Source organism: Janthinobacterium sp. YR213 (assembly GCF_900099875.1).
Classification (GTDB): domain Bacteria; phylum Pseudomonadota; class Gammaproteobacteria; order Burkholderiales; family Burkholderiaceae_D; genus Janthinobacterium; species Janthinobacterium lividum.
Genome location: NZ_FNDA01000001.1, coordinates 132,093 through 156,769, shown reverse-complemented (window position 1 = coordinate 156,769; position 24,677 = coordinate 132,093). Strand labels below are relative to the sequence as shown.

General features: G+C 63.1%; 21 protein-coding genes. 8 read left to right on the top strand and 13 right to left on the bottom strand.

Annotated elements, in window-relative coordinates; all coding sequences use genetic code 11:
• Positions 1–153: 153 nt before the first annotated feature.
• From BLT98_RS00650 to fdx, 4 genes are all read left to right on the top strand, one after another.
• Positions 154–2,484, top strand: a complete 2,331-nt coding sequence (locus BLT98_RS00650; RefSeq protein ID WP_244517432.1) for a glucose/quinate/shikimate family membrane-bound PQQ-dependent dehydrogenase — start codon at positions 154–156, stop codon at positions 2,482–2,484.
• Positions 2,485–2,621: 137 nt separating this feature from the next.
• Positions 2,622–3,035: a DUF6331 family protein gene (locus tag BLT98_RS00645; protein ID WP_092604812.1), complete on the top strand. Its 414-nt coding sequence runs from the start codon at positions 2,622–2,624 to the stop codon at positions 3,033–3,035.
• Positions 3,036–3,078: 43 nt separating this feature from the next.
• The gene (locus BLT98_RS00640; RefSeq protein ID WP_034787358.1) at positions 3,079–3,711 is read left to right on the top strand and encodes a carbonic anhydrase; all 633 of its coding nucleotides are present in this window, start codon (positions 3,079–3,081) and stop codon (positions 3,709–3,711) included.
• A gap of 100 nt (positions 3,712–3,811) precedes the next feature.
• Positions 3,812–4,144 carry an ISC system 2Fe-2S type ferredoxin gene (gene fdx / locus BLT98_RS00635; RefSeq protein WP_034787357.1) on the top strand — a complete coding sequence of 111 codons (333 nt, stop codon included), beginning with the start codon at positions 3,812–3,814 and terminating at the stop codon, positions 4,142–4,144.
• 33 nt (positions 4,145–4,177) lie between these two features.
• Here the strand turns inward: fdx and BLT98_RS00630 are convergent, their stop codons facing one another.
• A complete protein-coding gene (locus BLT98_RS00630) occupies positions 4,178–6,226 on the bottom strand; it encodes a M13 family metallopeptidase (RefSeq protein ID WP_092604811.1) in 2,049 nt (682 codons plus the stop codon).
• Positions 6,227–6,468: 242 nt separating this feature from the next.
• Here BLT98_RS00630 and BLT98_RS00625 point away from each other — a divergent pair, with 242 nt between their 5' ends.
• Positions 6,469–6,705 carry a DUF7661 family protein gene (locus BLT98_RS00625; RefSeq protein ID WP_092604810.1) on the top strand — a complete coding sequence of 79 codons (237 nt, stop codon included), beginning with the start codon at positions 6,469–6,471 and terminating at the stop codon, positions 6,703–6,705.
• A 1-nt stretch (position 6,706) separates the two neighbouring features.
• Here the strand turns inward: BLT98_RS00625 and BLT98_RS00620 are convergent, their stop codons facing one another.
• From BLT98_RS00620 to BLT98_RS00595, 6 genes are all read right to left on the bottom strand, one after another.
• On the bottom strand, positions 6,707–7,276 hold the full coding sequence (locus BLT98_RS00620; protein WP_092604809.1) for a DUF1439 domain-containing protein: 570 nt from the start codon (positions 7,274–7,276) through the stop codon (positions 6,707–6,709).
• Positions 7,277–7,483: 207 nt separating this feature from the next.
• Positions 7,484–8,431 carry a hypothetical protein gene (locus BLT98_RS00615; protein ID WP_092604808.1) on the bottom strand — a complete coding sequence of 316 codons (948 nt, stop codon included), beginning with the start codon at positions 8,429–8,431 and terminating at the stop codon, positions 7,484–7,486.
• Positions 8,432–8,466: 35 nt separating this feature from the next.
• Positions 8,467–8,910: a hemerythrin domain-containing protein gene (locus tag BLT98_RS00610; RefSeq protein WP_034787351.1), complete on the bottom strand. Its 444-nt coding sequence runs from the start codon at positions 8,908–8,910 to the stop codon at positions 8,467–8,469.
• Positions 8,911–9,014: 104 nt separating this feature from the next.
• Entirely contained in the window at positions 9,015–10,370 is a 1,356-nt protein-coding gene (prsR, locus tag BLT98_RS00605; protein WP_092604807.1) for a PEP-CTERM-box response regulator transcription factor, read from the bottom strand.
• A 17-nt stretch (positions 10,371–10,387) separates the two neighbouring features.
• Positions 10,388–12,439 (bottom strand): XrtA/PEP-CTERM system histidine kinase PrsK, encoded by a 2,052-nt coding sequence (prsK, locus tag BLT98_RS00600; RefSeq protein ID WP_092604806.1) that lies wholly within the window; start codon positions 12,437–12,439, stop codon positions 10,388–10,390.
• Positions 12,436–13,824 (bottom strand): TIGR03013 family XrtA/PEP-CTERM system glycosyltransferase, encoded by a 1,389-nt coding sequence (locus tag BLT98_RS00595; protein ID WP_092604805.1) that lies wholly within the window; start codon positions 13,822–13,824, stop codon positions 12,436–12,438. Before BLT98_RS00595 ends, prsK begins: the two co-directional genes overlap by 4 nt.
• A 204-nt stretch (positions 13,825–14,028) precedes the next feature.
• Between BLT98_RS00595 and nadB the strand changes: the two genes are divergently transcribed.
• Complete coding sequence (nadB, locus tag BLT98_RS00590) at positions 14,029–15,642, top strand: L-aspartate oxidase (protein ID WP_070279521.1); 1,614 nt, start codon at positions 14,029–14,031, stop codon at positions 15,640–15,642.
• A 68-nt stretch (positions 15,643–15,710) separates the two neighbouring features.
• Here the strand turns inward: nadB and BLT98_RS29040 are convergent, their stop codons facing one another.
• From BLT98_RS29040 to BLT98_RS00565, 6 genes are all read right to left on the bottom strand, one after another.
• Entirely contained in the window at positions 15,711–16,049 is a 339-nt protein-coding gene (locus BLT98_RS29040) for a hypothetical protein (RefSeq protein ID WP_170846248.1), read from the bottom strand.
• 243 nt (positions 16,050–16,292) lie between these two features.
• The gene (locus tag BLT98_RS00585; RefSeq protein ID WP_092604804.1) at positions 16,293–17,654 is read right to left on the bottom strand and encodes a toxin-antitoxin system YwqK family antitoxin; all 1,362 of its coding nucleotides are present in this window, start codon (positions 17,652–17,654) and stop codon (positions 16,293–16,295) included.
• Entirely contained in the window at positions 17,639–18,985 is a 1,347-nt protein-coding gene (locus BLT98_RS00580) for a toxin-antitoxin system YwqK family antitoxin (protein WP_092604803.1), read from the bottom strand. Before BLT98_RS00580 ends, BLT98_RS00585 begins: the two co-directional genes overlap by 16 nt.
• Positions 18,986–18,994: 9 nt before the next feature.
• On the bottom strand, positions 18,995–21,343 hold the full coding sequence (locus BLT98_RS00575; protein ID WP_092604802.1) for a hypothetical protein: 2,349 nt from the start codon (positions 21,341–21,343) through the stop codon (positions 18,995–18,997).
• Positions 21,340–22,098: a PP2C family serine/threonine-protein phosphatase gene (locus BLT98_RS00570; RefSeq protein WP_092604801.1), complete on the bottom strand. Its 759-nt coding sequence runs from the start codon at positions 22,096–22,098 to the stop codon at positions 21,340–21,342. The genes BLT98_RS00575 and BLT98_RS00570 overlap by 4 nt, the downstream gene beginning before the upstream one ends.
• A gap of 14 nt (positions 22,099–22,112) precedes the next feature.
• The gene (locus tag BLT98_RS00565) at positions 22,113–22,796 is read right to left on the bottom strand and encodes a vWA domain-containing protein (protein WP_034787343.1); all 684 of its coding nucleotides are present in this window, start codon (positions 22,794–22,796) and stop codon (positions 22,113–22,115) included.
• A gap of 264 nt (positions 22,797–23,060) precedes the next feature.
• On the opposite strand from BLT98_RS00565, the gene BLT98_RS00560 reads away from it, so the two are divergent.
• Both BLT98_RS00560 and BLT98_RS00555 read left to right on the top strand, forming a co-directional pair.
• Positions 23,061–23,606 carry an NMCC_0638 family (lipo)protein gene (locus BLT98_RS00560; protein ID WP_092604800.1) on the top strand — a complete coding sequence of 182 codons (546 nt, stop codon included), beginning with the start codon at positions 23,061–23,063 and terminating at the stop codon, positions 23,604–23,606.
• A gap of 315 nt (positions 23,607–23,921) precedes the next feature.
• Positions 23,922–24,647 (top strand): helix-turn-helix transcriptional regulator, encoded by a 726-nt coding sequence (locus BLT98_RS00555; RefSeq protein WP_083299630.1) that lies wholly within the window; start codon positions 23,922–23,924, stop codon positions 24,645–24,647.
• Positions 24,648–24,677 lie beyond the last annotated feature (30 nt).

Here is a 24,677-nt window from a genome sequence, read left to right as displayed (position 1 = left end):
CCCAACGGGGGAACCGAGTCTTGGTTATTCAGCATCACCTGGCGGCGCCTGGCCGCCCGGTCAACAATAAAAGGAATCATCGTGAACCCTTCCAGTTCATCCACACCCGCAACGCGGGGTCAAGCAGCGTCGCCGCTGCGCTACCTGCCAGCCGTGCTGCTCATCTTGTCCGGCCTCTTCCTCGCTATCGGCGGAGCCTACCTCGCGTACCTGGGCGGCAGCTGGTTTTACCTGCCGATGGGCATTGCCACGTTCGCCTCTGGCGTACTCGTCTGGCGGAGCAAGCCGGCCGGCGCCCTGCTGTTCGGTGCCGCCTTTCTCGTTGCCCTGATCTGGGCCCCCATCGACGCGGGCTGGAACTTCTGGCCCCTGGTGTCGCGCCTGTTCGTCTTCGGCGTGCTGGCATGCCTGGTAGCCCTCGCCTATCCCGGCTTGCGCCGCGCCACCGGCGTGCCGGCTGGCAAAGGCGCCTTCGCGCTGGCGGGCCTGATCGCCGTCTGCCTGGCCATCACAGGCGTCAATTTCTTCCTGCCCAAGTCCGTCATTGAAGCGGATGTCGTGGCGGGCGTGACGCCGGTCGCTCCCGGCGCGCAGCAGAAAAACTGGCTGCACTGGGGTAACACCACGGCCGGCAACCGCTTCGCCGCGCTGGACCAGATCAACAAGGGCAACGTCGGCCAGCTGAAACTGGCCTGGACGGCGCACACGGGCGACATCCCGCAAAGCAATGGTTCTGGCGCGGAAGACCAGAACACGCCGCTGCAAGTGGGCGATACCCTGTACGTCTGCACGGCCTACGGCAAGGTCGTGGCGCTGGACGCCGATACGGGCGCCGAGCGCTGGAAATACGACCCGCAAGGTTCCGCGCCAAACTGGCAGCGCTGCCGCGGCCTGGGCTACCATGAAGCGCCCGCCGCGCAGCCGCTGCCGGCCAGCGCCTCCAGCGACGCCGCCCCGGCCGCCTGCCGCAAGCGCATCTTGCTGCCGACCATCGATGCGCGCCTGATCGCGCTCGACGCGGCTACCGGTGAGCCTTGCGCCGATTTTGGCGAGCACGGCACCGTCGACTTGAAGGTGGGCATGGGTGAAGTCAAGCCCGGCTACTACCAGCAAACATCGACCCCGCTGATCGCGGGCGACCTGGTCGTCGTCGGCGGCCGCGTGGCCGACAACTTCTCCACCGGCGAGCCACCCGGCGTGGTGCGCGCGTTTGACGTGCGCAGCGGCGAACTGGTGTGGGCCTGGGATCCGGGCAACCCGGCCATCACGAAACTGCCGCCGCAAGGCCAGACCTACACGCGCGGCACGCCGAACGTCTGGTCGGCCATGTCGTACGACGCCCAGCTGGACACCATCTACCTGCCGACCGGCAATGCCACCCCCGACTTCTTCGGCGGTACGCGCACGGCGCTGGACGACAAGTACAGCTCGTCCATCGTTGCCGTCAACGCGAAAACGGGCAAGGTGCGCTGGACCTTCCAGACCACCCACCACGACCTGTGGGACTTCGACTTGCCGGCCCAGCCGCTGCTGTACGACATTCCCGACGGCAAAGGCGGCACCCTGCCCGCGCTGGCGCAAGTGACGAAACAAGGCGAAATCTTCCTCCTCAACCGCGTGACGGGCGAGCCCATCGCGGCCGTGGAAGAGCGTCCTGTACCGCAAGGCAAGGTGCCTGGCGAGCGCTATTCGCCCACGCAGCCGTTTTCCGTCGGCATGCCGTCGATCGGCAACGCCACCTTACACGAGTCCGACATGTGGGGCGGCACCGTGTTTGACCAGTTGCTGTGCCGCATCGAATTCAAGGGCATGCGCCACGAAGGCGTCTACACGCCGCCAGGCCTCGACCGTTCGCTGCAGTTCCCAGGCTCGCTGGGCGGCATGAACTGGGGCAGCGTCTCCGTCGACCCAACCACCAACTACATGTTTGTCAACGACATGCGTTTGGGCCTGGCCAACTACATGATCCCGCGCGCCGCCATTCCGAAGGGTGCCAGCGGCATCGAGATGGGCGTCGTGCCGCAGGAAGGCACGCCGTTCGGCGCCATGCGCGAACGTTTTCTGTCGAAAGCGGGCATTCCCTGCCAGAAGCCGCCGTTCGGCACCATGTCGGCCATCGACCTGAAAACCCGCAAGCTCGTGTGGCAGGTGCCGGTCGGCACGGTGCAGGATACGGGTCCGATGGGTATCCGCATGAAGATGCCGATTCCCATCGGCATGCCGACCCTGGGCGCGTCGATGTCGACGCAATCCGGCTTGCTGTTCTTTGCCGGCACGCAGGATTTCTACCTGCGCGCCTTTGACAGCGCCACCGGCAAGGAAATCTGGAAACAGCGCCTGCCCGTGGGCAGCCAGTCCGGCCCGATGACGTATGTCTCGCCGAAAACGGGCAAGCAATACATCGTCGTCAGCGCCGGCGGTGCGCGCCAGGCGCCGGACCGCGGCGACTACGTGCTGGCATACGCCTTGCCTGACAAGGAGTAAGCGGCAACACAGTGCATACACAAAACCGCCTTCGGGCGGTTTTTTCATGCCTTGCTGCATGGTATGCCAGCTACCGCCGCGCTTGCGGTACGATGGCGCCTCTATCAGACAGTCACCGCGCATGCGGGAAAGCAAACATGACGGAACGCGACCATCAATACGATATCCAGATTGCCGAAGACGCATGGATCGAGCACATCGACCTCGGCGAGCGCTATGCGCAAGCCGTCGGCATCGACGAGCACCTGGAGGGGCTGTGGCCGCTGATCTGCCGCCTGGAAACCTATTGCGCCGCCGGCTGTTGCGGCATCGATGCCTTCGACTTCACGCGTGCAGGCATCGCCGCGGCGCTGCTTGAGCTTGACCGCGCGCAACTGCATGCCGCCTGCGCACAAGCCCGCGGTGCCGTGGCAGCGGCCGCCAGCGACGTCTTCATGAGCAACACGATGAATCACATTGCCGATAAACGCGTGTTCCTGCAATTGATCGAGCATCTCGATCGCTGCATTACGGGGCCTCAAACCGGCCAGCCGGCAAGCCAGCCGCGCTGACATCGGCGATAATACGGGCTCACACCACTCTCTTCTTTTATTTATGCGCGACATCATTGCCGGATTTCTACGTTTCCAGAAGGAAGTCTTTCCTGAACGCCGAGAGTTGTTCAAGACACTGGCCACGGGACAGACGCCCAAGGCCCTGTTCATTTCCTGTTCCGACAGCCGCATGGTGCCGGAACTGGTGACGCAGCGCGAACCTGGCGAACTGTTCGTGATTCGCAACGCGGGCAACATCGTGCCCTCGTTTGGCCCGGAACCGGGCGGCGTGAGCGCGTCCGTCGAATTTGCCGTTGCGGCCCTGAATGTGACGGACATCGTCATTTGCGGCCATTCCGATTGCGGCGCGATGAAGGCCATCGCCACCTGCACCTGCCTCGATCACATGCCGGCGGTCAAGAACTGGCTGCGGCACGCGGATGCGGCGCGCATGATCAATGAATCGATCGAGCATGCCACGGAACAGGACCGCATCGACGGCATGGTACGCGCCAATGTCGTGGCGCAACTCAACAACATCCGCACGCACCCATCGGTAGCGCTGGGCATCACGCAAAAGCGCCTGACCCTGCATGGCTGGGTGTATGACATCGAAAATGGCTCACTGGACGCGCTCGACGAGGCTACCGGCCAATTTGTCCCGCTGGCGGAACATCCGGCATCGAAGATGTAAGCGCAGAAAGCCCCAGCTCAGGCGCAACATTGCGCTTGACCTTATCAAGGCGGGAAGGTTCAAGGTAGCGGTATTCAAGCGACATCAAGGAGAATCCCGCATGCCAAAAATTACCGTCCTGCCCCATCCCGAGCTGGCCCCCGACGGCGCCGTGTTTGACGCGCCGCAGAACATGAGCATTTGCGACGCATTGCTGCTCAACAAGATCGACATGGAACACGCGTGCGGCCAGGTCGGCGCCTGTTCCACCTGCCACGTGGTCGTGGTGCAGGGTTTCGATACGCTCAACGAACTGGGCGACAATGAGGAAGATATGCTCGACCAGGCCTGGGGCTTGCAGCCCCATTCGCGCCTGTCCTGCCAGGCCCGCCTCGCCCAGGAAGACCTGACGGTGGAGCTGCCCAGGTACACGCTCAACCACGCCAAGGAATAGTCCGCGGCGCGGTTGCCCAACTGCCCTACCTGCTTACCACATGATCACGCGCTGCTCGGCCGGCAGGTACATCGGGTCGCCTGGCTTGATGCCGAACGCTTCATAGAAACCGGGCTGGTTCTTGACCGTGCCCTTGGCGCGGAATTCGCCCGGCGAATGGGGGTCGCTCTTGATCTGCGCGATGGCCGCTTCGGGACGCAGTTTCGCGCGCCATTTCTGCGCAAAGCCGATGTACAGGCGCTGTTCGCCCGTCAAGCCATCGATGACTGGCGAAGGCTTGCCGTTCAAGGAACGCTGGTACGCCTTGTAGGTGATCGACAGGCCGGAATTGTCGCCGATGTTTTCGCCCAGGGTCAGTTCGCCATTGATGTGGTAGCCCGGCACGGGGCTGTAGGCGCCATACTGCTTGACGAGGCCGGCGGCCAGGGCTTTGAACGCCGTGCGGTCCTCCGCCGTCCACCAGTTGCGCAGACGGCCCTTGGCGTCATACTGGCTGCCGGAGTCGTCGAAGGCATGGCTAATTTCATGGCCAAAGGTGATGCCCAGCAAGCCGTAGTTGACGGCATCTTCCGCCTTCACGTTGAAGAATGGCGGCTGCAAAATGGCGGCCGGAATCGTGATGGCGTTGAGCGAAGGGCTGTAGCTGGCGTTCACGGTTTGCGGCGTCATCGACCATTCGTCGCGGTCGACCGGCTTGCCCAGCTTGGCCAGGTTTTGCTGGCGGCTCCACGCGCGCGCGGCGCGCACGTTGGCGATCAGGTCATTCGGCTGCGTCTGCATGCTGCTGTAGTCGCGCCAGGTATCGGGATACGCGATCTTCGGCTTCAAGGCTGCCAGCTTGAGCTGGGCTTCCTTCTTGGTTTCCGGGCCCATCCAGTCGAGCTGCTCGATGCCATCCTTGAACGAGGCGACGAAATTGTCGAACATGGCCATCACGCGGGGCCGGGTTTCCGGCGGCAGATACATTTCCACGTAACGCTTGCCGACGGCGTCGCTGATGGCGCCATCCGTGAAGCGCAGCGCCAGTTGCCACTGCGGTTCGCTTTGCGGCACGCCGCGCAGCACCGTGCCGTCGAAGGCGAAACGCTCCTTGACCGTGGCGCTGTCCAGGAAGGAAGCATAGCTTTCGATGATGCGCCAGTTCAGATAGCTCTTCCAGGATTCCAGCGGCACGGCGGCCACGGTCTCGGAAAAGCCTGTCATGAAGCTGGGCTGGCGCACCACGGCCGACGTGGCTTTCGGCGCCAGGCCGGCGGCAGTAAAGTAGGCGTTCCAGTCGAAGGCCGGCGCCAGTGCCGCGAATTTGTCGAAATCGACGCGGTTGTACGATTTGACGGGATCGCGCATCTGCACGCGCGTCCACTGCACGGCCGCCAGGCGCGTTTCGAGGTCGAGGATTTGCGCCGCGTGTGCGGCAGCGGCCTTGTCGCCGCTCATGGCCAGCATGGTTTCGATATGCTTGAGGTATTTGGCGCGCACGGCTTGCAGCTTGGCGTCGTCCTCCTTCAGGTAGTAATCGCGGTCAGGCAAGCCCAGGCCGGACTGGCTGATGTTGACCGTGTAGCGCTCGGGGTCTTGCGCATCGGGTGCCACATAGGCGGAAAACGGCGTGGCAACGCCATTGCCTTGCAGGTAGGCCAGCAGCGCCGGCAAGTCTTTCTTGTCCTTGACGGCGGCGACGCGGGCCAGTTCGGCGCGCAGCGGCTTGAAACCGGCCGCATTGCGCGCCTTGTCGTTCATGAAGCTCGTGTACAGGTCGGCGATCTTGTGCGCTTCGCTGCCGGGCTTGCCGGGGTTCTTGACGGTGGCATCGATCAGGCCGCGCAACTGGCCCTGGGCGATTTCACGCAATTCGATATACGTGCCCCAGACGGATTTGTCGGCCGGGATTTCCGTATTGCGCGTCCAGACGCCGTTGACGTAGCCGTAGAAATCATCCCTGGGGCTGACCGCAGGGTCCAGGGTTTTCAGGTCGATGCCGGAGACGGGCGCGGCGGCGGTAGTGCCTTGCTGGGCGTACAGCGCGGGCGAGGAGAAGGCGAACAAGGCGCAGCAGGCGGCGCTGATGAGTGAGCGTTTCACGAAGATTCCTTTAATTGTTTTAACTTCATGTTGGGGAACATGCTGTGTCCAGGCATGAGAGGCAGGATTATAGTCGGCCTGCTTGCGGGGCAACAATGGCGGTTGAACAACTCCTGTGATCCGATGTTCGCTGAAGCACACCTCAAGCCCGCGCCGATGATCAGCAAATGTTACCATCTAGCAATAGCCATACCTGTCGCTCGCCACATCTTTTTGCCTGGCTCTATAACTGGAGAGGTTTGATGCAGGAATTCAGATTCAATATTTTCGGCACGCTGATTGGCGTCCGGCAGAGTCAGGGCGCCTGGCGCGCCTTCTATCTCGGTGCGGAAGGCAAGCGCAGGCCCGCCGATTTCATTATTCCGGACGATATACAAGCAGATGCGCTGTGCGAGTACCTGGCTGACCTGTTCCACGAAGAGGCGACGCCGCGCAATAACACGGCCACGCAAATCGGCGCGCCCGCGTTCGAGGCCTAGCCTACTTCACCGGCTCGAACGTCACCGTCAACCCATTGCCCGTGGTGCGGATCTGCGTGGGCACGAATTGCACGCCCGCATAGCGCAATTCGTCGGGTTTGAACGTATAGATCGGCGTTTCGTGCATGAGCTGGTCGGCCACCAGGCTGGCCACCTTGGCGAACTGGCGCTGCTGCGACTCGTCCATGCCATCGATGGCGACCTTGTCCACGCTCGCTTCGCTCAGGTAGACGGCGTTGCGCTGGGCGTCGAGCACGAGGCGGCCCGACATGGCCAGGCTGCCGCGCCAGCTCTGGCGGATAAAGGGCGGCAAGACGCTGGCGTCCACGCTGAGGGCAACCCGTTCGCGCTCGGGCTGTAGCGACAGTTGCGGGTGGGTCAGTTTGACATCCAGCACGGACAGCACGCGCTTGTCGATGGCAAAGCGACGTTCCAGGCCTTGCTGCATCTTGCTCAGCGACACATTCACGTCGCGCGGGCCGATCAGGGTGGAACACGAGGCCAGCACGGCGCAGGCAAAGGCAGCGATGGCGGCGGTTTTCAGCAAGGGACGGATGGCGGTCACATTCATGGATAGTCTCGGTGGAAAGATCGCGCCATCTTACACATGGACCCGCTTCAACACAAACGGCGCCCGGCTTGCGGCGGGCGCCGTTTTTTTTACGTCAACGTCTTATTAATGTACGAACAGGGCGATCAGTATGACGATGGGCAGTGGAATGCCCAGCAGCAGCAAGAGGATGGAACGCATGGCAGTCTCCTAGATTAAATCGGTGAATTAAATGGTCACATGGCGCAGCACGCGCTCATGGTCGCGCTGGCGGCCGCCAAACGTTGCCGCCAGGCTGGCCACGAAAGCGCCCAGCAACAAGGCGACGAACATCCACAGCGCCGTGTGGGCACCGGCCTTGCGGGCCGTTTCAGCCGCTTGCTGGGCAGCAGCCTTGGCATCGGCGGCAGCCTTGGCGGCGCGGGCGTAGACGGCGTCGACGCGCGCTTCCGCTTCCGCCTGCGTCAAGCCCGTACGGCTGGCCACGACCTGGCCCAGGTAGGCGCGGTCATCTGCGGCCAGGCTGCCCGTGGTCAGGCCGGTGGCGAAGATCTTGCCGATTTCCACGCGCTGCTCGGCGGTGCTGGCATTGGCCGCAGGCGCCGCCAGGGTGCCGGTGGCGGTGGTAGCCGGTGCGGCAGGCGCGGCGCGCAGCAGCATGTCCGAGAAATAGTCGAGCGGATTGGCGCCGCTGCCCTCGCCTTGCTTGGCGCCTGCAGCGCCAGCAGCACCTTCGCCCGCTGCCGCTGCGGGGGCTATGGCAGCCGCCACGCCGCTGCCCGCGTCGATGGCGCCGCTCAGCACGGCACGCGTGCCGCCGGCCAGCACGGCCACGGTAATCAGGGTGGCCACGGCCCAGGCCAGCAAGCCGTGGGCCGTATCGCGGAAATGCACCTCATCCGTGTGGATGGAACTCCATTTCACGCGCAGCCGGCCCGCCATGTAGCCGCCGATGCCGGACGCGGCCAGTTGCATGAAGGCCAGCCAGGCGATGGTCGACACGCCGATGGCCGTCGCGTTGAACGACCACGGCGACACGGACGACAGGCCCAGGCCCACGCCGAGGATCAGCAAAATGAAGGACAAGGCGGCCGCGGCGGCTGCACCCGCCAGCACGGCACCCCAGGATACGCCCGGATTGTTCAGGTCCGACACGGACAATTGTGTAGCTTGCATGGAATACTCCCTTGGTTGTTGATTTTTTAAGCCGCTCAGGCGGCGACGCCCGTCAGCTGTTCCTTGCGCGCGGCCATTTCCTTGCCCAGCGCGTCGAGGTCGACGGCCGTATGGCGCACTTTGGGAAACATGTCGCCCTCTTCTTCCTTGACGTGGTGCTCGATCTGCTCGGACAGCACCTTGACCTTGGCGTCGTACAGGTCGTCGGCGGGATCCATCGCGGTAATCTGCGCGATGAGCTCCTTGGCGCTCGCATGCTCGACGACGGCTTCATCCATCAGGTCGCCGTCATGGATCGGGCGGCGCACGGCCGGGTAGAAGATTTCTTCTTCCAGCTGCGTGTGCACGGTCAATTCCTGGCAGATCTGGTCGGCCAGTTTTTTCTTGGTGGCAAAGGAGCGGTCGCTCAGGTTCTCATACTGCGCAAACAGGGCCTTGACGGCCTTGTGGTCCTTCATCAATAAATTGATCGCGTTCATAACCCCTCCTTGTTGTTGATGAGGCTAGGATGCGCCGTGACGGCGCCAGCGTATGTGCGACGCCATACACAATCTTGATATTTAATCCATATCAGTAAGACGGCTTACTTGATGCCGTGGTGCCCCATCAAGTCATACAGGGTGGGCCGGCTCACGCCCAGCAGTTCGGCCGCCTTGGCGATATTGCCGTCGGCGCGGGCCAGCGCGCGCACCATGACCTTGTACTCGGCCGCTTCGCGGGCCTGACGCAGATTGATGGATTCATCGGCGGGAGCGGCCTGGGCGCTGGCGGGCAAGCCCAGGTCATCGGCCGCGATCTGCGGCCCGTCGCTCATGATGACGGCCCGCTTGATGCAGTTTTCCACCTCGCGCACATTGCCGGGCCAGCCATACGTCTCGATCAGCTGCAGCGCGCCGGCGCTGAAATGCAGGTTGCTGCGGCCTTCGCTGGCGCAGAACTTGTTCTTGAAATGCTGCGCCAGCAAGGTGCAATCGCCGGCCCGCTCGCGCAGCGGCGGGATGCGCAAGACAATTTCGCTGAGCCGGTAAAACAGGTCTTCGCGGAAACGCCCCTGTTCCGCCAGCACTTTCAGATCCTGGTGCGTGGCACAGACGATGCGCACGTCGATGGCGATCTCGGCACGGCCGCCCACCCTTTCGATGACTCTTTCCTGCAAGAAGCGCAGCAATTTCGCCTGCAGCGCCATCGGCATGTCGCCGATTTCGTCGAGAAAGAAGGTGCCGCCATGGGCCAGTTCGATCTTGCCCAGGGTTTGCCGGGCAGCGCCCGTAAACGCGCCCCGCTCATAGCCGAACAGCTCGCTTTCCAGCAGGTTTTCCGGGATGGCAGCGCAATTGATGGCCACGAAACGTTGTGCATGGCGGCTCGACAGCGCATGCAAGCCCCGCGCAATCAGTTCCTTGCCGCTGCCCGAGTCGCCCAGCAGCATCACGCTGGCCGACGAGGGCGCCACTTTTTCCACGCTGCGGCACAGTTTCAACATGCCAGGGTCGCGGCTGACGATGCCGGCCAGCGGAGAATCCGCCTGCGTCTGCAGCATGCGGCGGTTTTCCTGCTGCATCGCGTGCAGATAAAACGCGCGGGCAATGACCAGGCCCAGCATGTCGGCCTCGAACGGCTTCTGGTGGAAATCGTAGGCGCCCAGCGCGATGGCTTTCAAGGCATGCGCGCGCTCCTGGTTGCCCGACAGGATGATGACTTTCGTGTCCGGCGCCAGCGCAAGGATTTGCTGCAAGGTGGCGAGGCCTTCCGTGGCACCGTCCGGATCGGGCGGCAAGCCCAGGTCCATCGTCACGACGGCCGGCTGGTGGCGCCGCACCAGCGCCAGCGCCGCCTCGCGCTCGCCCGCCAGCAAGACTTCGTAGCCGTCAAAGCTCCAGTGCAGCTGCTTTTGCAGGCCGGGATCGTCTTCGATGACCAACAGTTTTTGCTTGCCCATGGCACCCCACTCCTTTGCTATGCCGCATGCAGCGGCAGGATCACGCGAAACGTCGTGCCCACCTGCGGCTCGCTGCGCACTTCCAGGCTGCCGCCCACTTCGCGCAGGTATTCGCGGCTTTCGAACACGCCGATGCCCATGCCTGCCGTCTTGGTCGTGTCGAACGGTTTGAACAGGCGCTCGCGGATGAATTGCTCGCTCATGCCCTGCCCCGTATCGTCGAGCTCGACAACGGCCGTGTGCTGTACGCGCCGCAGCCGCACGGCCACCTTGCCATCGCTGGCCGTCGCCTCGATGGCGTTCTGGATCAAATGGCCCAGCACCCGCTCCAGCCGCGCGCGGTTGGCCAGCACCGTCAGTTCACCATCGACGATTTCCAGCCGGGGCGCCGGCGCCAGGCTGGCCTTGGCCGCCACGGCCTGGCGCAGCAAGCCGTCGAGCAGCAGCGGCGCCGGTGCTTCCAGCGCCTCGCCGCGCGCCAGTTTTTGCAGCAAGGTCTTCATTTTCTGCACGGAATGGTCGAGGGTGCCCAGCATGTCTTCCTGGAAGGCGGGATTGGCGCGGTGCTTTTCCGCATTGCTCAGTAGCAGCGACAACTGGAACACCAAATTCTTGAGATCGTGCACGATGAAAGTGGACATGCGGTTGAACGAGTCGAACTGGCGCGCCACCGTCAGGGTATCGAGCGACTCGCGGTGCGCCAGGTAGCTGGCGGCCTGGCTGCCGGCAATTTTCAGCACGTCGCGGATTTCCCAGTTCAAGCCGATGCGCGTGCGGGGCCGCGCCAGTGCGACAAAGGCGAACAGCTGGCCATGCAGCATCAAGGGCACCAGCAGCCACACGTCGGGCAGCGCCAGCAGCGCGGGCGGCAAGCGCAAGCCGCCGTACTGGCGCGGATTTTGCTGGCAATCGGGCACGTCGATCACCCAGAGTCTTGCCTCCAGAAACTGGCACAGGGGACCGGACGCCGGCTCGCTCCACGTGCCCGGCGGCCAGTTCCAGCTGGCGGCCGGAGCAAATTGCCCCTGTTCGCGCAAGATCCACAGCGCGCCGGCGCGGCTTTCCACCAGCTGCGCCATGGCCTGTATCGTGCGTTCGCCCAGCGCCGGGCCATCCTCGGACAGCGCGCGCGTAAATCGCAGCCATTCCTCGCGGTAATCGAAGATGGCATTGTAAAAATGTTTATTGATCGTCACCTTGAGCTTGGCGCGCAGGCTGCCGGAAAACAATACGCCCGCCAGCAGCAGGGCCGCGCCACCCAGGTAAGCCATCTGCATCAGGGAACCCCAGGTGCCGCCGAAATAGCGCAAGTAATAGGCGCTGGCCGCCATGGCCAGCAGGTAGATGGCCGAGCCCAGCAAGGCAGCCGAGCGGTACAGCATCTGGCGCGAGACGGACAGGCCCAGTGCCCAGCCCGGATTGCGCGCGGCAGAGACGGCCAGCAGTGGCGCGCACAGGGCGTCGACGATGCCGCGCGCCGCCCAGATGTCATCGTTGACCGTGCGAAACAGCAAGGCGTCGCTGTACAGATAGAAATCGTAGGCGAACAGCCCGCCCACGCCCAGGCAGGCAAACTTGATGCCCCAGCGTTTCAACGGTGGCGTGTTGCGGTACCACTGTTCCACCAGCAACATGCCCAGCACGGCCAGCAGCAAACGGCAGACACTGGCAATGATGCGCGCAGGCAATGGCAATGCCAGCCAGGATGAAGCCAGGGAGAACAGCCAGGGCGCCAACGCCGTGAGGGCGATGCCGGCCAGCACGAGGCGCAGGCGGGGCCGCGACGGTTCGATCAGCAGCAGCAAAAACACCAGCCAGGCCAGGGTGCGCAGCAGTTCCAGCGCATCGCCGGCCAAGGCGGTGCGCTGTCCCAGCAGCACCAGCACCACCGCGCCCGTGGCCCAGCCGCCCGTCGCCAGGCAAGCGACCAGCAAGGCGCGCACGTTTTGGCGCGCGCGCCAGTTGCTGATGAGCAGCAGCGCCAGCACGAAGAAAGCCAGCGACGCCAGGCCATGGCTGAGGGCCGCCGCGTCGGCCGCCGCCAGCCAGTCCGACTGCGCCCGTATCATCGGCTGCCCTTGCCAAACAGCACTACCTGCACCGTGTCGAGCAGGATCAGCAAGTCGAGGAACAGGCTATTGTTCTTCACATAATACAAATCGTATTGCAGTTTGTTCACCGCATCGTCGACGGAAGCGCCATATTGATAGCGCACCTGCGCCAGGCCCGTGATGCCTGGCTTGATGCTGTGACGAATGTTGTAGTACGGCACCTGCTCCTTCAGTTGCTCGACAAAGTAGGCGCGCTCTGGGCGCGGTCCCACGAAACTCATCTCGCCGCGAAACACATTGAGCATTTGCGGCAGCTCGTCGATCCGCAGCTTGCGGATCAGCTTGCCCACGCGCGTGATGCGCGCATCGTTGTCCAGTGCCCAGATGGGCTTGCCATCGCGCTCCGCGTCGCAGCGCATGCTGCGAAATTTCAGCACATTGAAGGGCAAGCCGTCGCGCCCTACCCGCTCTTGCTGGTAAAACACGGGGCCGCCATCTTCCAGGCGGATGCACAGGGCCGTCACTAGCATCACGGGCAGCGCCGTCAGGCAGATGACCCCGCTGGCAGCCAGGTCGAACAGGCGCTTCGAGGCGGCGCGGAAAAAGCTCTGGTCGAAGCCGCCGCCATAGATCAGATAGCTCGGTTGCAGGGAATCGATGCGTATCTGGCACGCTTCGCGCTCGAAAAACGTGGCCGCGTCGATCACCTTGACGCCGCCCAGCGCGCATTCCAGCAGTTGCTTGGCAGGAAACGCGCCATTGCGCCGGTCGCTGACGGACACGACGATCTCATGCGCGTCATGGCGCTGGGCCATGGCCAGCAGCGACGGTTCGGCCGGCAGCAAGGCCGAGGCCGGCACGCAGCAGCGCTCGCCCGCCACATCGATGCAGCCGACCACCGTAAACTGGTGGAAACCGATCTTGCTCGCCGCCAGCTCCATGCATTCGCGCGCCAGCGCCCCGCCGCCCACCAGGATCAGCCGGCCTTCCATCAGCGCCGATTGCGAGGATTTGAACACCACCAGGCGCGCCAGCAGCACGCCGATGGCGCCCAGGCCGAAGATCAGCACGCTGCCGCGTCCGAAATGCAAGGAAGGAATAAAACGGATCAGCACGCTCAGCACGGCAAAACCCAAGGCGAACGACGGCAGGATGCGCAATAAGGTGTTGCGGATATCTTCGCGCGAGCGGTGCTGGTACATGCCCAGCGCGCTCATGCTGAAAACGATTACCAGGGCAAAGATCGAGGAAGACAGGTAAACCTCGCTCACCCGCAGCACGCGGCTGCCATCCGCCAGCCACAGCAAGGATGTCAGGGTGGCCGACAGCAGCAGGATCATGATTTCCAGCAACAGCAAGATAAACGCTGTTTTCGAGACGTAATGGCTGAAGATGCGGATCATGGGGCCTCCTGCGGCAAAGGCGGCACGCCGCGCACAGGGCGGCTTGCCACCGGTCTTGCCATCATGGCGAACTGTTCCACGAAGACATTGATACGCCACAAGCTACGGCCCCAGCTATCTTTCACTGGCAGAATTTATCTCAACACATTACCGATTGATGTGAAATGGACTATAGTATGCTTCCCCTGAAAAAAGATAAATGTCATGAAATTTGATGTAGCGATTGTCGGCAGTGGCCTGGCGGGTTTATCGGTTGCACTGCATTTAGCTGAGACGCGCACCGTCGCGATCATTTCCAAACGCGCGCTACTCGATGGCGCCAGCAACTGGGCGCAAGGCGGGATCGCGGCCGTGCTGGACTCGGGCGACAGCCACCAGCAGCACATCGAAGACACCCTGATCGCCGGCGGCGGCCTGTGCGACGAGAGCGCCACGCGCTACATCGTCGAGCACGGCCGCGAAGCCATCGAATGGCTGATCGAGCAAGGCGTGCCGTTTACCCGCGACGCCACGGCCGAGCTGGGTTTCCACCTGACCCGCGAAGGCGGACACAGCCAGCGCCGCATCATCCACGCGGCCGACGCCACCGGGCATGCCGTGCAAGTAACGCTGGAAGAAAAGGTGCGCGCCCACCCGAACATTACGCTGTTCGAACACCATTGCGCGATCGACCTGATCACCTCCGACAAGCTGGGCATGAAGCCCACGCAGCGCAATGCCCAGCCCCATTGCCACGGCCTGTACGTGCAGGATGAGCAAACGGGTAAAGTGCTGACGTTTGCCGCCGAGCACACCGTGCTGGCCACGGGCGGCGCCGGCAAGGTGTATTTATATACAACGAATCCCGACACGGCCAGCGGCGACGGCATCGCCATGGCCTGGCGCGCCGGCTGCCGCGTGTCGAACATGGAATTCATCCAGTTCCACCCCACGTGCTTGTACCACCCGTACGCGAAATCGTTTTTGATCACAGAAGCCATCCGTGGCGAAGGCGGCCTGCTGAAACTGCCGCCCGAAGCGGGCGCTGCGGCCGGCCAGCGCTTCATGCTGGCCCACGACGAACGGGCCGAACTGGCGCCGCGCGACGTGGTGGCGCGCGCCATCGACTTCGAGATCAAGAAACGGGGCCTCGATTACGTGCACCTGGACATCAGCCACAAACCGGCCGAATTCCTCATCGAACACTTCCCGACCATCTACGCGCGCTGCCTGGAACTGGGCATCGACATCACCAAGCAGCCTATCCCCATCGTGCCCGCCGCCCACTATACGTGCGGCGGCGTCGTGACGGATCTGGCGGGCCGGGCCGATTTGCCGGGCCTGTATGCGGTCGGCGAGACAGCCTGCACGGGCTTGCATGGGGCGAACCGCCTGGCCTCGAATTCCTTGCTGGAATGCATCGTCATCGGCCGCGCCTGCGCGCAGGATATCGAAAGCAAGGAAAAGCTGGGCACGCCATACCTGCCCGACTGGGATGAAAGCCGGGTCACGGATGCGGATGAGGAAGTGGTGATTTCGCACAACTGGGACGAGCTGCGCCGCTTCATGTGGAATTACGTGGGCATCGTGCGCACGACCAAGCGCCTGGAACGGGCCCAGCACCGCATCGCGCTCTTGAAGGAAGAGATCGACGAGTACTACCGCAACTTCCGCATCACCCACGATTTGCTGGAACTGCGCAACCTCGTCGACGTGGCCTCGATGATCGTCAACAGCGCCCTGTCCCGCCGCGAAAGCCGCGGCTTGCACTTCAGCCGCGATTATCCGGAAACGTTGCCGAAGGCGATAGCCAGCGTGCTGACGCCACCGCACCGGTAGACTGTTCGTGATCGGGGAGATGCCTCACCGGCATACTCCCTTGCGGCTCATCAGACCGCCCTTCTCTTTTATTTTTGCGTTCCCCACACAGACGGCTGTGGCAGTGGCTGCGTTGGTTGTAACGATGGTAGAGGTTGCAGTGGTTGAATCTCCTGGCGTGGCGCTGGCTTTGCCTGAGGCTGATATCCGTAAGGGCTATCTGCTTGATTTGGAACAGTTCCAGCCTTCCCCGTGTAGGGATTGACATTGCCCTGTGTGCTGTAATTATTCGAAATGGTGCTGTCAGGTGCGGTTCTTTGATGCGGTGCCACGTAAGTTCCATCTTTTTTCGTGTACCCATTTACATGCACTTGGGCATTGGCAATGCTGGTGAACAACACCATTGATATCGCTAAGTATTTGATCATTTACTTCTTTCAGGTTCCGGCATAGTGGCGTGTCGTTGCGCCCGCAAAAAAGATTGCCGTTTCCTTGAGGCTATATTTTTTGGTATGGTGACTATAGGCCAATTCTCATAGGTAAAAAATAAAGTATTTCTTTCCAATACAAATAGAGGAAATTGACTGATTTCCTGTAGTAAATATGCAACCATCTAGATAAATGCGGTATTTATCAAACTGCCGCAGCACCGTTGGAATACACGTCAAGTATCAAGCCTCCGGCATCTCAAACTCGATCCCATCCTCCGTGTACGACATCTTCGCAGACGCCCCCGTACACGCCCCCTGCGGCTCGTCCGCCACATAGCGGCATTCGCTTTCCACACTGCCATCTTCGCGCCAGTGCCGCGTCCAGCCCTGGCGTTCGCCATCCACGTACTCGATCAGCTGCCTCGGCTTGCCATTCGCATACCAGGAACGCAGCGCGCCCTCCTCGCGGCCGCCCTCGTTCCACAGCTTGTGCACGATCAATACGCCCGTCCGGCTGAAACGCTGTGTGCTGCGCAAGACAAAGTGGCCGCTGTGTGTGCGCTTGATGGCGACTTTACCGTCCGGATAGTATTCGACGCTCTCGCCGACTGGCTTGCCGTCAAGGTAATTGGCGGTGCGCTGCACCTTGCCATCCGGGAAATAGCGGGTGCTGGGCCCCGTCATGATGCCGTTGTCATGCCGGCTGCGGCTTTCCACGGCGCCATCCGGATAGAACAGCAGCAGCTCGCCATCCGTCCGGCCCTTGACCTGGGTCGTGCGCGTGCGCAGCTTGCCGTCCTTGTCGAACGTTTCCACCACACCATCGGCGCGGGCGCCGTTGCGGTAGGTGCGCGACTCGAGGAGCTTGCCATTCTGGTGATAAGCCTGTTCCTCACCCTCCTGCACGCCATTGCGCCACGTGTTGCGCATGGAAACCTTGCCGTCCGGGTAATACAGGGTCTGCACACCCTCCCGCAAGCTGCGTCCATCGCGCGCCACCTGCATCTCGACTTGTCCATGCGGGTAATACATGCTGTAGTTGCCCACCAGCTTGCCACGCAGATAATCGGGATCGTTGACGTGGCCAATCAGCCGCTTCGGCTCGCCTTCGCGCACATGATAGATCTCGACTTGCCAGGTGCCCGGTGTCTTGCCGGGCGGCAGCGGCAGGACCAACGCATAGCGCGCCTCTTCCATCACCTCGCCGCGCGACAGGTTGTGGTTCAAATATAAACGGGCCTTGCCATCGGCACAGTGCGCATCGCAGCCGCGCAGCATGTGGATGACGGGAATGGCCTCGGCCCCAGTCCGGCCGGGCGCCGGGCAGGCGCGCAGGCGCACGAGCAAAGGGTTCTTGTCGCGTATCATGTTGGCCAGCTCGGCCTTCATGACGCCATACTGCTCCTCGTTCAGTCCGACTGACGCCGCATCCATGCGCAGCTGCCGTCCGCCGCAGCCCGTATCGTCGGCCACCGTCAGCACATCGCCGCTGCCAGGCGCGGCCGTGATCGCCGTGATCACTTGCCGCTGCACGATCTCGGCGTGGGCCAGCGCCGGCAACAGAAGCATGGCGCCAAACAGATGTTTCAAAGTGCGCGCCATGCCTGCTCCTTGCGCTGCAATTCCGGCGCTGGTGGCGCCTCACCACATGCGCCCTGGGCCTTGCCGGCCACATACCGGCATTCGCTCTTCAAGCTGCCATCCTCGTGCCAGCTGCGGCTCCAACCGTCGCGACAGTCATTCACGTACTCGATGGCTTGCTCGGGCTTGCCGTTCTCGTACCACGAGCGCGACGTGCCTTGCTCGCGCAACTTCGCATCCCAACGTCTTTCCAGTACCAGCACGCCTTGAGGGCTGTAGCGCTGGATGCTCAGCAATCCACCGTCATCACCATACTGCTGGCGGGTTTGCACCTTGCCATCCGGATAAAACTCCAGCGCTTCCCCGACCGGTAGATCGTTGCGCTGCGTCATGCTGCTGTGTATGCTGCCATCGGGATAGTAATCCGTGGTGCTGCCATTGAACTTGCCCTTGCTCACTTGCGTGCGGTTCGACACTTTTCCATCCGGGAAATACGCGATCAATTCGCCTTCCATGCGTCCGTCGCGCAGCACATAACTGGTGCTCAACTTGCCATTTTCGTCAAACGTCTGCACGGGGCCGTCAACGCGCTTGCCCTCGCGGTACACGCTGGCCTCGCGCATCTGGCCCGTGGCGTGATATTGCTGGTGCGTGCCTTCCGGCAAGCCATGCCGCCAGCTGCCACGCGATTCCAGGCTGCCATCCGCACGATACAGGCTGGTAACGCCATCCTGCCGGCCCTGCCCATCCTGCGCCACCTGTTTCTCGATCTTGCCGTCGGGGTAATACGCGACATAGCCGCCCACCAGCTCGCCCTGCGCATAGTCGGCGCGGTTGACCTGGCCCGACAGGCGCAGCTTGTGTCCCGCCACGCTATAAATCTCCACCTTCCACGTGCCCGGCAGTTTGCCTTTCGGCAAGGGCAACAGCAGCACGTTGGGCGCGTTTTCCTGCTCGATGGGGTAGAAACGTTCGTGCAGGTACAGCCGCGCCCGGCCATCGGCGCAGGCGGCTGGCGTGCAGGCGGCGATCTGGCGCACGATGGGCACGCTCGCGTCCTCCGGGCATTTTTTCAGGGTGACGAGCATGGGCGTCCTGGCGCGCATGCGTTCAGCAAGCTGGACTTTCAGCGCTTCGTACGGCGCCTCGTCCAGGTTCACCGAGCGGGCATCCATGCGTATCTGCTTGCCGCCGCAGGCCGTCGTGCCGGCAATCGTGAACACGTCGCCGCCTTCGCTGTCCTGCTCGGCGGCGATGGCTGTCAGCACCTGGCGCTGCACGATTTCCGCCTGCGACAGCGCGGGCCACAGCAAGGAAGCGCCAAGCAGCGCGCAGAGGGTCTTGATTTTCATGTCATTCCTTTAATCGTCTGGCGAGACACGCGGCTCGGCCGGCACAAAGCTGACCCGGCCATTGCGGTAGCGCACCAGCACCTCCGCCTTGGCATCCCGCAACTGGCCATGCTTGACGGCCGGCAAATAGGTCCAGCGCTTCACGCTGTCCTGCATGACCTTGTTCAACTGGGGTTCCATCGGCATTTCTGCCACCGCATGCGTCAGGCTGCCGTCGGCGGCAATCGACAGGGTCAAGCGGTTTTCGCCCGTAGCATTCTGCTTGTCGAGCACGCCGTAATCAACCGTCGTCATCGTCTCGCGCAGCACGCCCGCAGGCTGGTCCGGCAAGGGCGGCAAGGCCTTGAGTTTTGCCGCCAGCAGTGCGCCATCGGCCAGCGCCTTGTCCCAGCGCTTCTGGTAGCCCCCTCCCTGGGCCAGGCGCAGCACCTTGGCGGCCCGGTCCATGCGTTTTTCCGTGGCGGCGACACCATTGTCGGACGGCTGGCCCGGTTCCGTCGGCATGGCGTTTTCTACCGCGTAACGGTAAGACGTCAGCTGCGCCAGCCCCACCAGGTTGACGGCATCCTGCTCATCGCCGCCACGCAGCAGGGCCGTGGCCGCGATGCCGAGCCAGGCCACGCCATCGGTGGGACGACCCCACACGGCTTGTTCGAAGTACTGGCGCGCCGCCTGCGGTTCGTTCAAGCTCAGGTGCATGCGGCCCATGGCCGCCGCTGCCAGGTGATCGCGCGGGTCGGCTTGCAACTGGTCAAGATAGGTCTTCGCCAATTCGGGGGCATAGCCGGGCATCGCGCCCAGGCCTTCCATCAAAGTGGTACGCAGCCGCGCGCGCACCTTGTCACCCTCGTAGCGCGACGACTTGTCCTCGCCGGCCCGGTACAGCAACTGCAAGCCGCGCGTGACGGCGTCATCGTCGCCCTTGGTCATCGCTTGCGACAAGCTGTACACGGCCTTGCGCGCATCGGACTGCTGGAAGCCGGCCGCCTTGCGCTGGCGCCAGCTGAATACTTCCAGGCCAGCCGCCTGGTCCGCTTGCGCCTGCAGGCTGGCCTTGTCCTTGACTTCGTCCGGCGACGAGGTCCAGGCCGTAAAGCCGATCAGGAACAGCACGATCAGCAGCACCACCACGGCCCAGCCCTTGCCGGAAATGCCGCCCGCATTGGCCTGCGCGGCACCCGCAGGCAGCCGCACGGGCGCCTGCCCCGGCGCCGTATGGTGCGCGCCGCGCGTGCTGCGCTGCTGCGGCGGCTGTTGCAACTGCATCTGCTGTGCCTGCACCGAAGCTTGCGCGGCCGCAGCGATGACCTTGTCGCGCGCGCACGCCGCGCACCCCTGGCCCGCAAAATGCTGGTGTTCGGGATTCGCCGTACACACAACGAGCTTGCCGCCGCTGCGCTGCGCATAGCCGCGCAGCAACTGCGCCCAATCGGCCGCCGATGGTCGCTGCGGTTTGGGGGATGGGGAAAACGCGCGGTCGAACATGGCGCGCAATTCGGGCGGCATCAGCGCGTGGCCACTGGTGGCGTTCGGCGCCAGTTGCTTGTGGCGTTTTATGCCGTACGCGTAGCAGCCGTCGCGGATGCGCCCGGGAATGTCGGTCGCCACTTGCGCACTGCCGGGCCGCCCGCTGTACGGGTGGATGCCAAAGTTGAGCAACTGAAAGATGACGACGGCCAGCGCAAAACGGTCTTGCGCCATTTCCGTGCCCGCCGGCATGCCCTTGCGCTGGAATTCCGGCGCCAGATAGTCGGCCGTGAATTGCTCGGCAGGAAAACGCTCCGCATGGCCCTGGATGCTGAAGCCGTCGCAGTCGAGCATGGCGATGTACAGCGAGTCGCGGTAAAAGCGCAGGTTCACGGGTTTCAGATCGACCACGTAATGCTGCTGCTGGTGCAGCGCATCGATGACGGCGGCCAGGTTGGCGGCGAGGGTCAGCTTGGGACCGAGTCCCGTGGGCAATCCTGCCGCGCGCGCTTGCCGCTCCTGCATGATCTGTTCCAGCTCGGCCGTCTGCGCCATGTCCAGCAAAGGCATGACGAAACCGGCGAAGCCACCCTGGCCGTCGAACACGGCCGCCTGCGGCCAGGCGATCTGGACGTAGCGTTTGCCGTTTTCCAGTTGATCGGGCAGCTCGGGCGACAGTTCCAGCATCGCTTCGAGCTTGCGCCGGTTGGCGGCCCGGTCCAGGTGCGGATGGTAGAGCTTGGCGACCTGCGCGGGCGCGCCCGGCAACAGATACACGCTGCCTGCGCCGCCGCTCTTGACGAGTTTGCCCAAGACCAGGCTGCGGACTTTATCCAGCCAAATTTTTCCCCCCGGGCTCAGGCCCGGTGTCACACCTTGCTTCTTGCTCATGCGCGCAAGGCCAGCAGCAAGGTCTTGTCGTCGCCCGTGATCTGGTGCGTGCGCGGGTCGGCCAGGGTAGACGCCAGCGCCGCATTGCCCAGCTCCACGCTGTCGACCGTGCGCAGATAAGCTTGCACGGCATCCATGAATGGCGCGTACAGGGCCCCATTGTTCTTGCTCATGGCAAAGGGCATGCAGCCGTCGGACATCAGCACGATGCCGCGCACGGCCTGGGGAATCGGCAGCTGGCGCAGCTGTTCGCGCCAGCGCTCGCCGCTGATGAAATAGGTTTCGTTCGCGTATTCGCCGTTGGCGGGCAGCGAGATCAGTTCGCCGCCATCGTTCAGCTGCGCCACGCCCAGGCCGTCACCCAGGTGGAAAAAGAAACCGTTGTCGCTGCCCATCACCACGCCCACCACGGTGGAAGCGTAGTCGTCGAGGGTGGCGTTGGCGGCGCGGGCGATGTCGTCCAGCGCGGCGCGGATCTGCGCCAGGGTGCCGGCCAGCGCGCCGTCCGCCAAATCCTGCACGCTGGCGCCCTGCTCCAGCCGCCCGGCCAGCGCCTGCACGGCGTGCGCGGCAACAAACTGCGCGCCCTGCTCGCTGAGGCGGGCCGATCCGGCGCCATCGCAGACGATGGCGACCAAAACATCGTCCACGACGGCATGTGCGTGCGCATCCTGGCAAGGAATATCTTTATCCAGGTGCGCCTTGCCCGTGACGGAGGCGCCGAACACGCGCCAATGCTTGTTTACTATCGTCATGGATCAGCTGGCTTTCACGTACTCACGACGGACCAGCCGTCCGTCGAGGCCAGTTGCGCCTGCGCGCCGGGACGCGATTGCGACACCACCTGCATGCTGGCGCTCAGCCACAGGAACAGTTCGCGGAACTGCAAGCCTTTCAACTGCTTCACGCCCCGCTCGCCACGGCTGGAGAATTCGCCCAGGGTATCGATGTTTGCGTGGTCGCCCACGGCGATGGGGAAGATCGCCACTTTATTGGCCTGCTCGGCCGCGCGCGCCTGTTCGGCGCCGTGCTGCCAGCGGTCCGTCGGCTCGCCATCGGACATCAAAAACAGCCACGGCCGCGTATACGCCACGCCTGCCGCGCGGAAACGCTGCTTTTCCTGCTCGATCTCAGCCAGGGCCAGTTCCACGGCCGCGCCGGTCGGCGTCGTGCCGTTCGCTTCCAGACGTGGCGCCGTGAAATCCATGGCATCGCACCAGTTGCTGGCCACGACCGCTTCATCGTGGGCGCCATATTGAATCACGAGGATGCGCACGCGCTTGGCGGCGATCACGTCGGACTTGAGTTCCTGTTCCAGCAAGGCCAGGCCTTCGTTCAGCAGCGAGACGGGTTCGCCATCCATGCTGCCGGAGCAGTCCAGCACGAGCACCAGCGGCGTGCGTTGTTCGGTATTGTCGACCAGGGCGACGTCGGGGATCATTATGGAGGTCATGTAATTTTGATAGAGTTGCGAAATAGCTTAGCCCCGAAGCTTACCCTATGGATATGTTTTCCATGTGTCCGATTGCTTCGGATGCTATAGCGCGCGGTCAAAATCGCCATTTTCCCGGTTTTTTGTCTCCGCCAGTTTCCTTGTCCTCACCCATCGGGCACCTGACGAACTTGCCGTGAAAGCAACAACCTCGTACACTGAACTATTCCGGCTGTCGGGTAGCGGCCAGAAACGGATAGGTACCTATTAAATTTAAGGTTATTCATGAAGAAAATCGTTGCGGCACTTCTGCTGTTTGTTTCCCCTTTCGCCGCTTGCGCTTCTCCTAAAGCGTCCGAATTGGCTACCGCGCAGGTCGTTGACCAGTTCGTTCAAGGCTGTTTTATGAACTTCCCCTATCCGGAAAAATTCCAGGCCTGGTTAGCACGGCCGGGCTTTCAAAAGCTATCAAGCATCGATGCGGCAGTATATTTGGGGGCTTACTCTGGTAACGCCTGGAACGTGCAACTCGACAACTCGCGCTTCGTCCTGACGAGTATCGGCGAGAGCGCATGCAATGTCTTTGCAAATGACCTGGACGCGTCGATGACCAGGAATCTGGTGGTCGGCTTCCTGGATTATTTGAAGACCCAGGGGGCCACCTACCAATCGAAGATGGTCACGCCGGCCAGTGCGACTGCAGGCCTATCGAGCACGAGCTATGCGGTATCGATGAACGGCCAAGTCATCATGCATTTGACTTTGACCATTGCTGCGCCTGGCACCGGTCCATTCCAGGTTGCACTGACTGCAGCCAGAGCGGAAACTTGATCGTTGCACACGAACGTCACAGGCGCGCTCGGCCCAAAAGAGCTTGGTGACCTTGTGTTCATGCCAGGGATGCAAAATCCCGCATGCTCCTGGAACGCCTGGTTGCCGAAAGTGCGTAACGGACATCCGCAATCAGCTGCAGCACCGCATTGCAGCGGTGCCATATTTATACTATCTTGAAAGATGCCCAGGCCAGATGGCAGCGTCCAGCCCTTCCTTACAAAGGTGGGGCCAATCGCTGTACCACACTGCCCTTACCCAGTTCCGCACCTGCACGCCCGCGGCACACTGATGTAATCAGGATTGGGGGCAAGCATGAGCACGGCAATGAATGTGGGCAAACTGATCGGCGCCATGTACGACTCGGCCTGCGGCATCGGCGACTGGCCGCAGCTCGACAGTGCCGGCCTCAGCGGCCAGCAATGGCAGGAGCTCTTGCCGCATCTGCAGCGCGCCCTGTGCCTGCAGCAGCGCTTGCGCGAAGCGCAACTGGCCAGCCACTGTGCGCTGGCAGCGCTCGACGCGATGGGCGCCGTCGTGCTGGTGCTCGACGCCAACCTCGGATTACGCTTCGCCACTCCCGCCGGCCACGCCCTGCATGCGGCGCAGCTGGAACACGCTGCCCCGCCCGCCCTGATGCGCGCCGTGCGCCTGGTGATCGCCAGCGCCGGCGGCGCGGCGCAATGCCAGTCGCTGCGCCTGACGCGCAAGCAGCAAGCCCCCCTCGCCCTGACCGTCACCCCGCTTGCCGATTGCCAGCCGCCATGCGCGCTGCTGATCGCGCGCGATCCCACCAAAGCAAGCACGTCCGTCCCTGCATTGCGCCAGCTGTTTGACTTGACGCAAGCCGAGGCGCAAGTGGGCAAGGCGCTGGCGCAAGGGGCCACCATCGAGGAAATCGCCGCGCAGGGCGGCATCAGCGTCAACACCGTCAAGACGCATCTGCACCATACCTATTTGAAGACGGATACGCGGCGCCAGGGCGAGCTGATTGCCCTGATCCACGGCGCCACGGCGCACCTGGCCGTGCTCGATGCATGAGGCCGTGTCATCCGATCGGATGATGCGCGG

Excerpts from the sequence above, each read along its gene's own strand:
- BLT98_RS00645 (WP_092604812.1), top strand. The coding sequence starts at position 2,622 with ATGACGGAACGCGACCATCAATACGATATCCAGATTGCCGAAGACGCA.
- BLT98_RS00640 (WP_034787358.1), top strand. The coding sequence starts at position 3,079 with ATGCGCGACATCATTGCCGGATTTCTACGTTTCCAGAAGGAAGTCTTT.
- fdx (WP_034787357.1), top strand. The coding sequence starts at position 3,812 with ATGCCAAAAATTACCGTCCTGCCCCATCCCGAGCTGGCCCCCGACGGC.
- BLT98_RS00625 (WP_092604810.1), top strand. The coding sequence starts at position 6,469 with ATGCAGGAATTCAGATTCAATATTTTCGGCACGCTGATTGGCGTCCGG.
- BLT98_RS00620 (WP_092604809.1), bottom strand. The coding sequence starts at position 7,276 with ATGAATGTGACCGCCATCCGTCCCTTGCTGAAAACCGCCGCCATCGCT.
- BLT98_RS00615 (WP_092604808.1), bottom strand. The coding sequence starts at position 8,431 with ATGCAAGCTACACAATTGTCCGTGTCGGACCTGAACAATCCGGGCGTA.
- BLT98_RS00610 (WP_034787351.1), bottom strand. The coding sequence starts at position 8,910 with ATGAACGCGATCAATTTATTGATGAAGGACCACAAGGCCGTCAAGGCC.
- prsR (WP_092604807.1), bottom strand. The coding sequence starts at position 10,370 with ATGGGCAAGCAAAAACTGTTGGTCATCGAAGACGATCCCGGCCTGCAA.
- prsK (WP_092604806.1), bottom strand. The coding sequence starts at position 12,439 with ATGATACGGGCGCAGTCGGACTGGCTGGCGGCGGCCGACGCGGCGGCC.
- BLT98_RS00595 (WP_092604805.1), bottom strand. The coding sequence starts at position 13,824 with ATGATCCGCATCTTCAGCCATTACGTCTCGAAAACAGCGTTTATCTTG.
- nadB (WP_070279521.1), top strand. The coding sequence starts at position 14,029 with ATGAAATTTGATGTAGCGATTGTCGGCAGTGGCCTGGCGGGTTTATCG.
- BLT98_RS29040 (WP_170846248.1), bottom strand. The coding sequence starts at position 16,049 with ATGATCAAATACTTAGCGATATCAATGGTGTTGTTCACCAGCATTGCC.
- BLT98_RS00585 (WP_092604804.1), bottom strand. The coding sequence starts at position 17,654 with ATGGCGCGCACTTTGAAACATCTGTTTGGCGCCATGCTTCTGTTGCCG.
- BLT98_RS00580 (WP_092604803.1), bottom strand. The coding sequence starts at position 18,985 with ATGAAAATCAAGACCCTCTGCGCGCTGCTTGGCGCTTCCTTGCTGTGG.
- BLT98_RS00575 (WP_092604802.1), bottom strand. The coding sequence starts at position 21,343 with ATGAGCAAGAAGCAAGGTGTGACACCGGGCCTGAGCCCGGGGGGAAAA.
- BLT98_RS00570 (WP_092604801.1), bottom strand. The coding sequence starts at position 22,098 with ATGACGATAGTAAACAAGCATTGGCGCGTGTTCGGCGCCTCCGTCACG.
- BLT98_RS00565 (WP_034787343.1), bottom strand. The coding sequence starts at position 22,796 with ATGACCTCCATAATGATCCCCGACGTCGCCCTGGTCGACAATACCGAA.
- BLT98_RS00560 (WP_092604800.1), top strand. The coding sequence starts at position 23,061 with ATGAAGAAAATCGTTGCGGCACTTCTGCTGTTTGTTTCCCCTTTCGCC.
- BLT98_RS00555 (WP_083299630.1), top strand. The coding sequence starts at position 23,922 with ATGAGCACGGCAATGAATGTGGGCAAACTGATCGGCGCCATGTACGAC.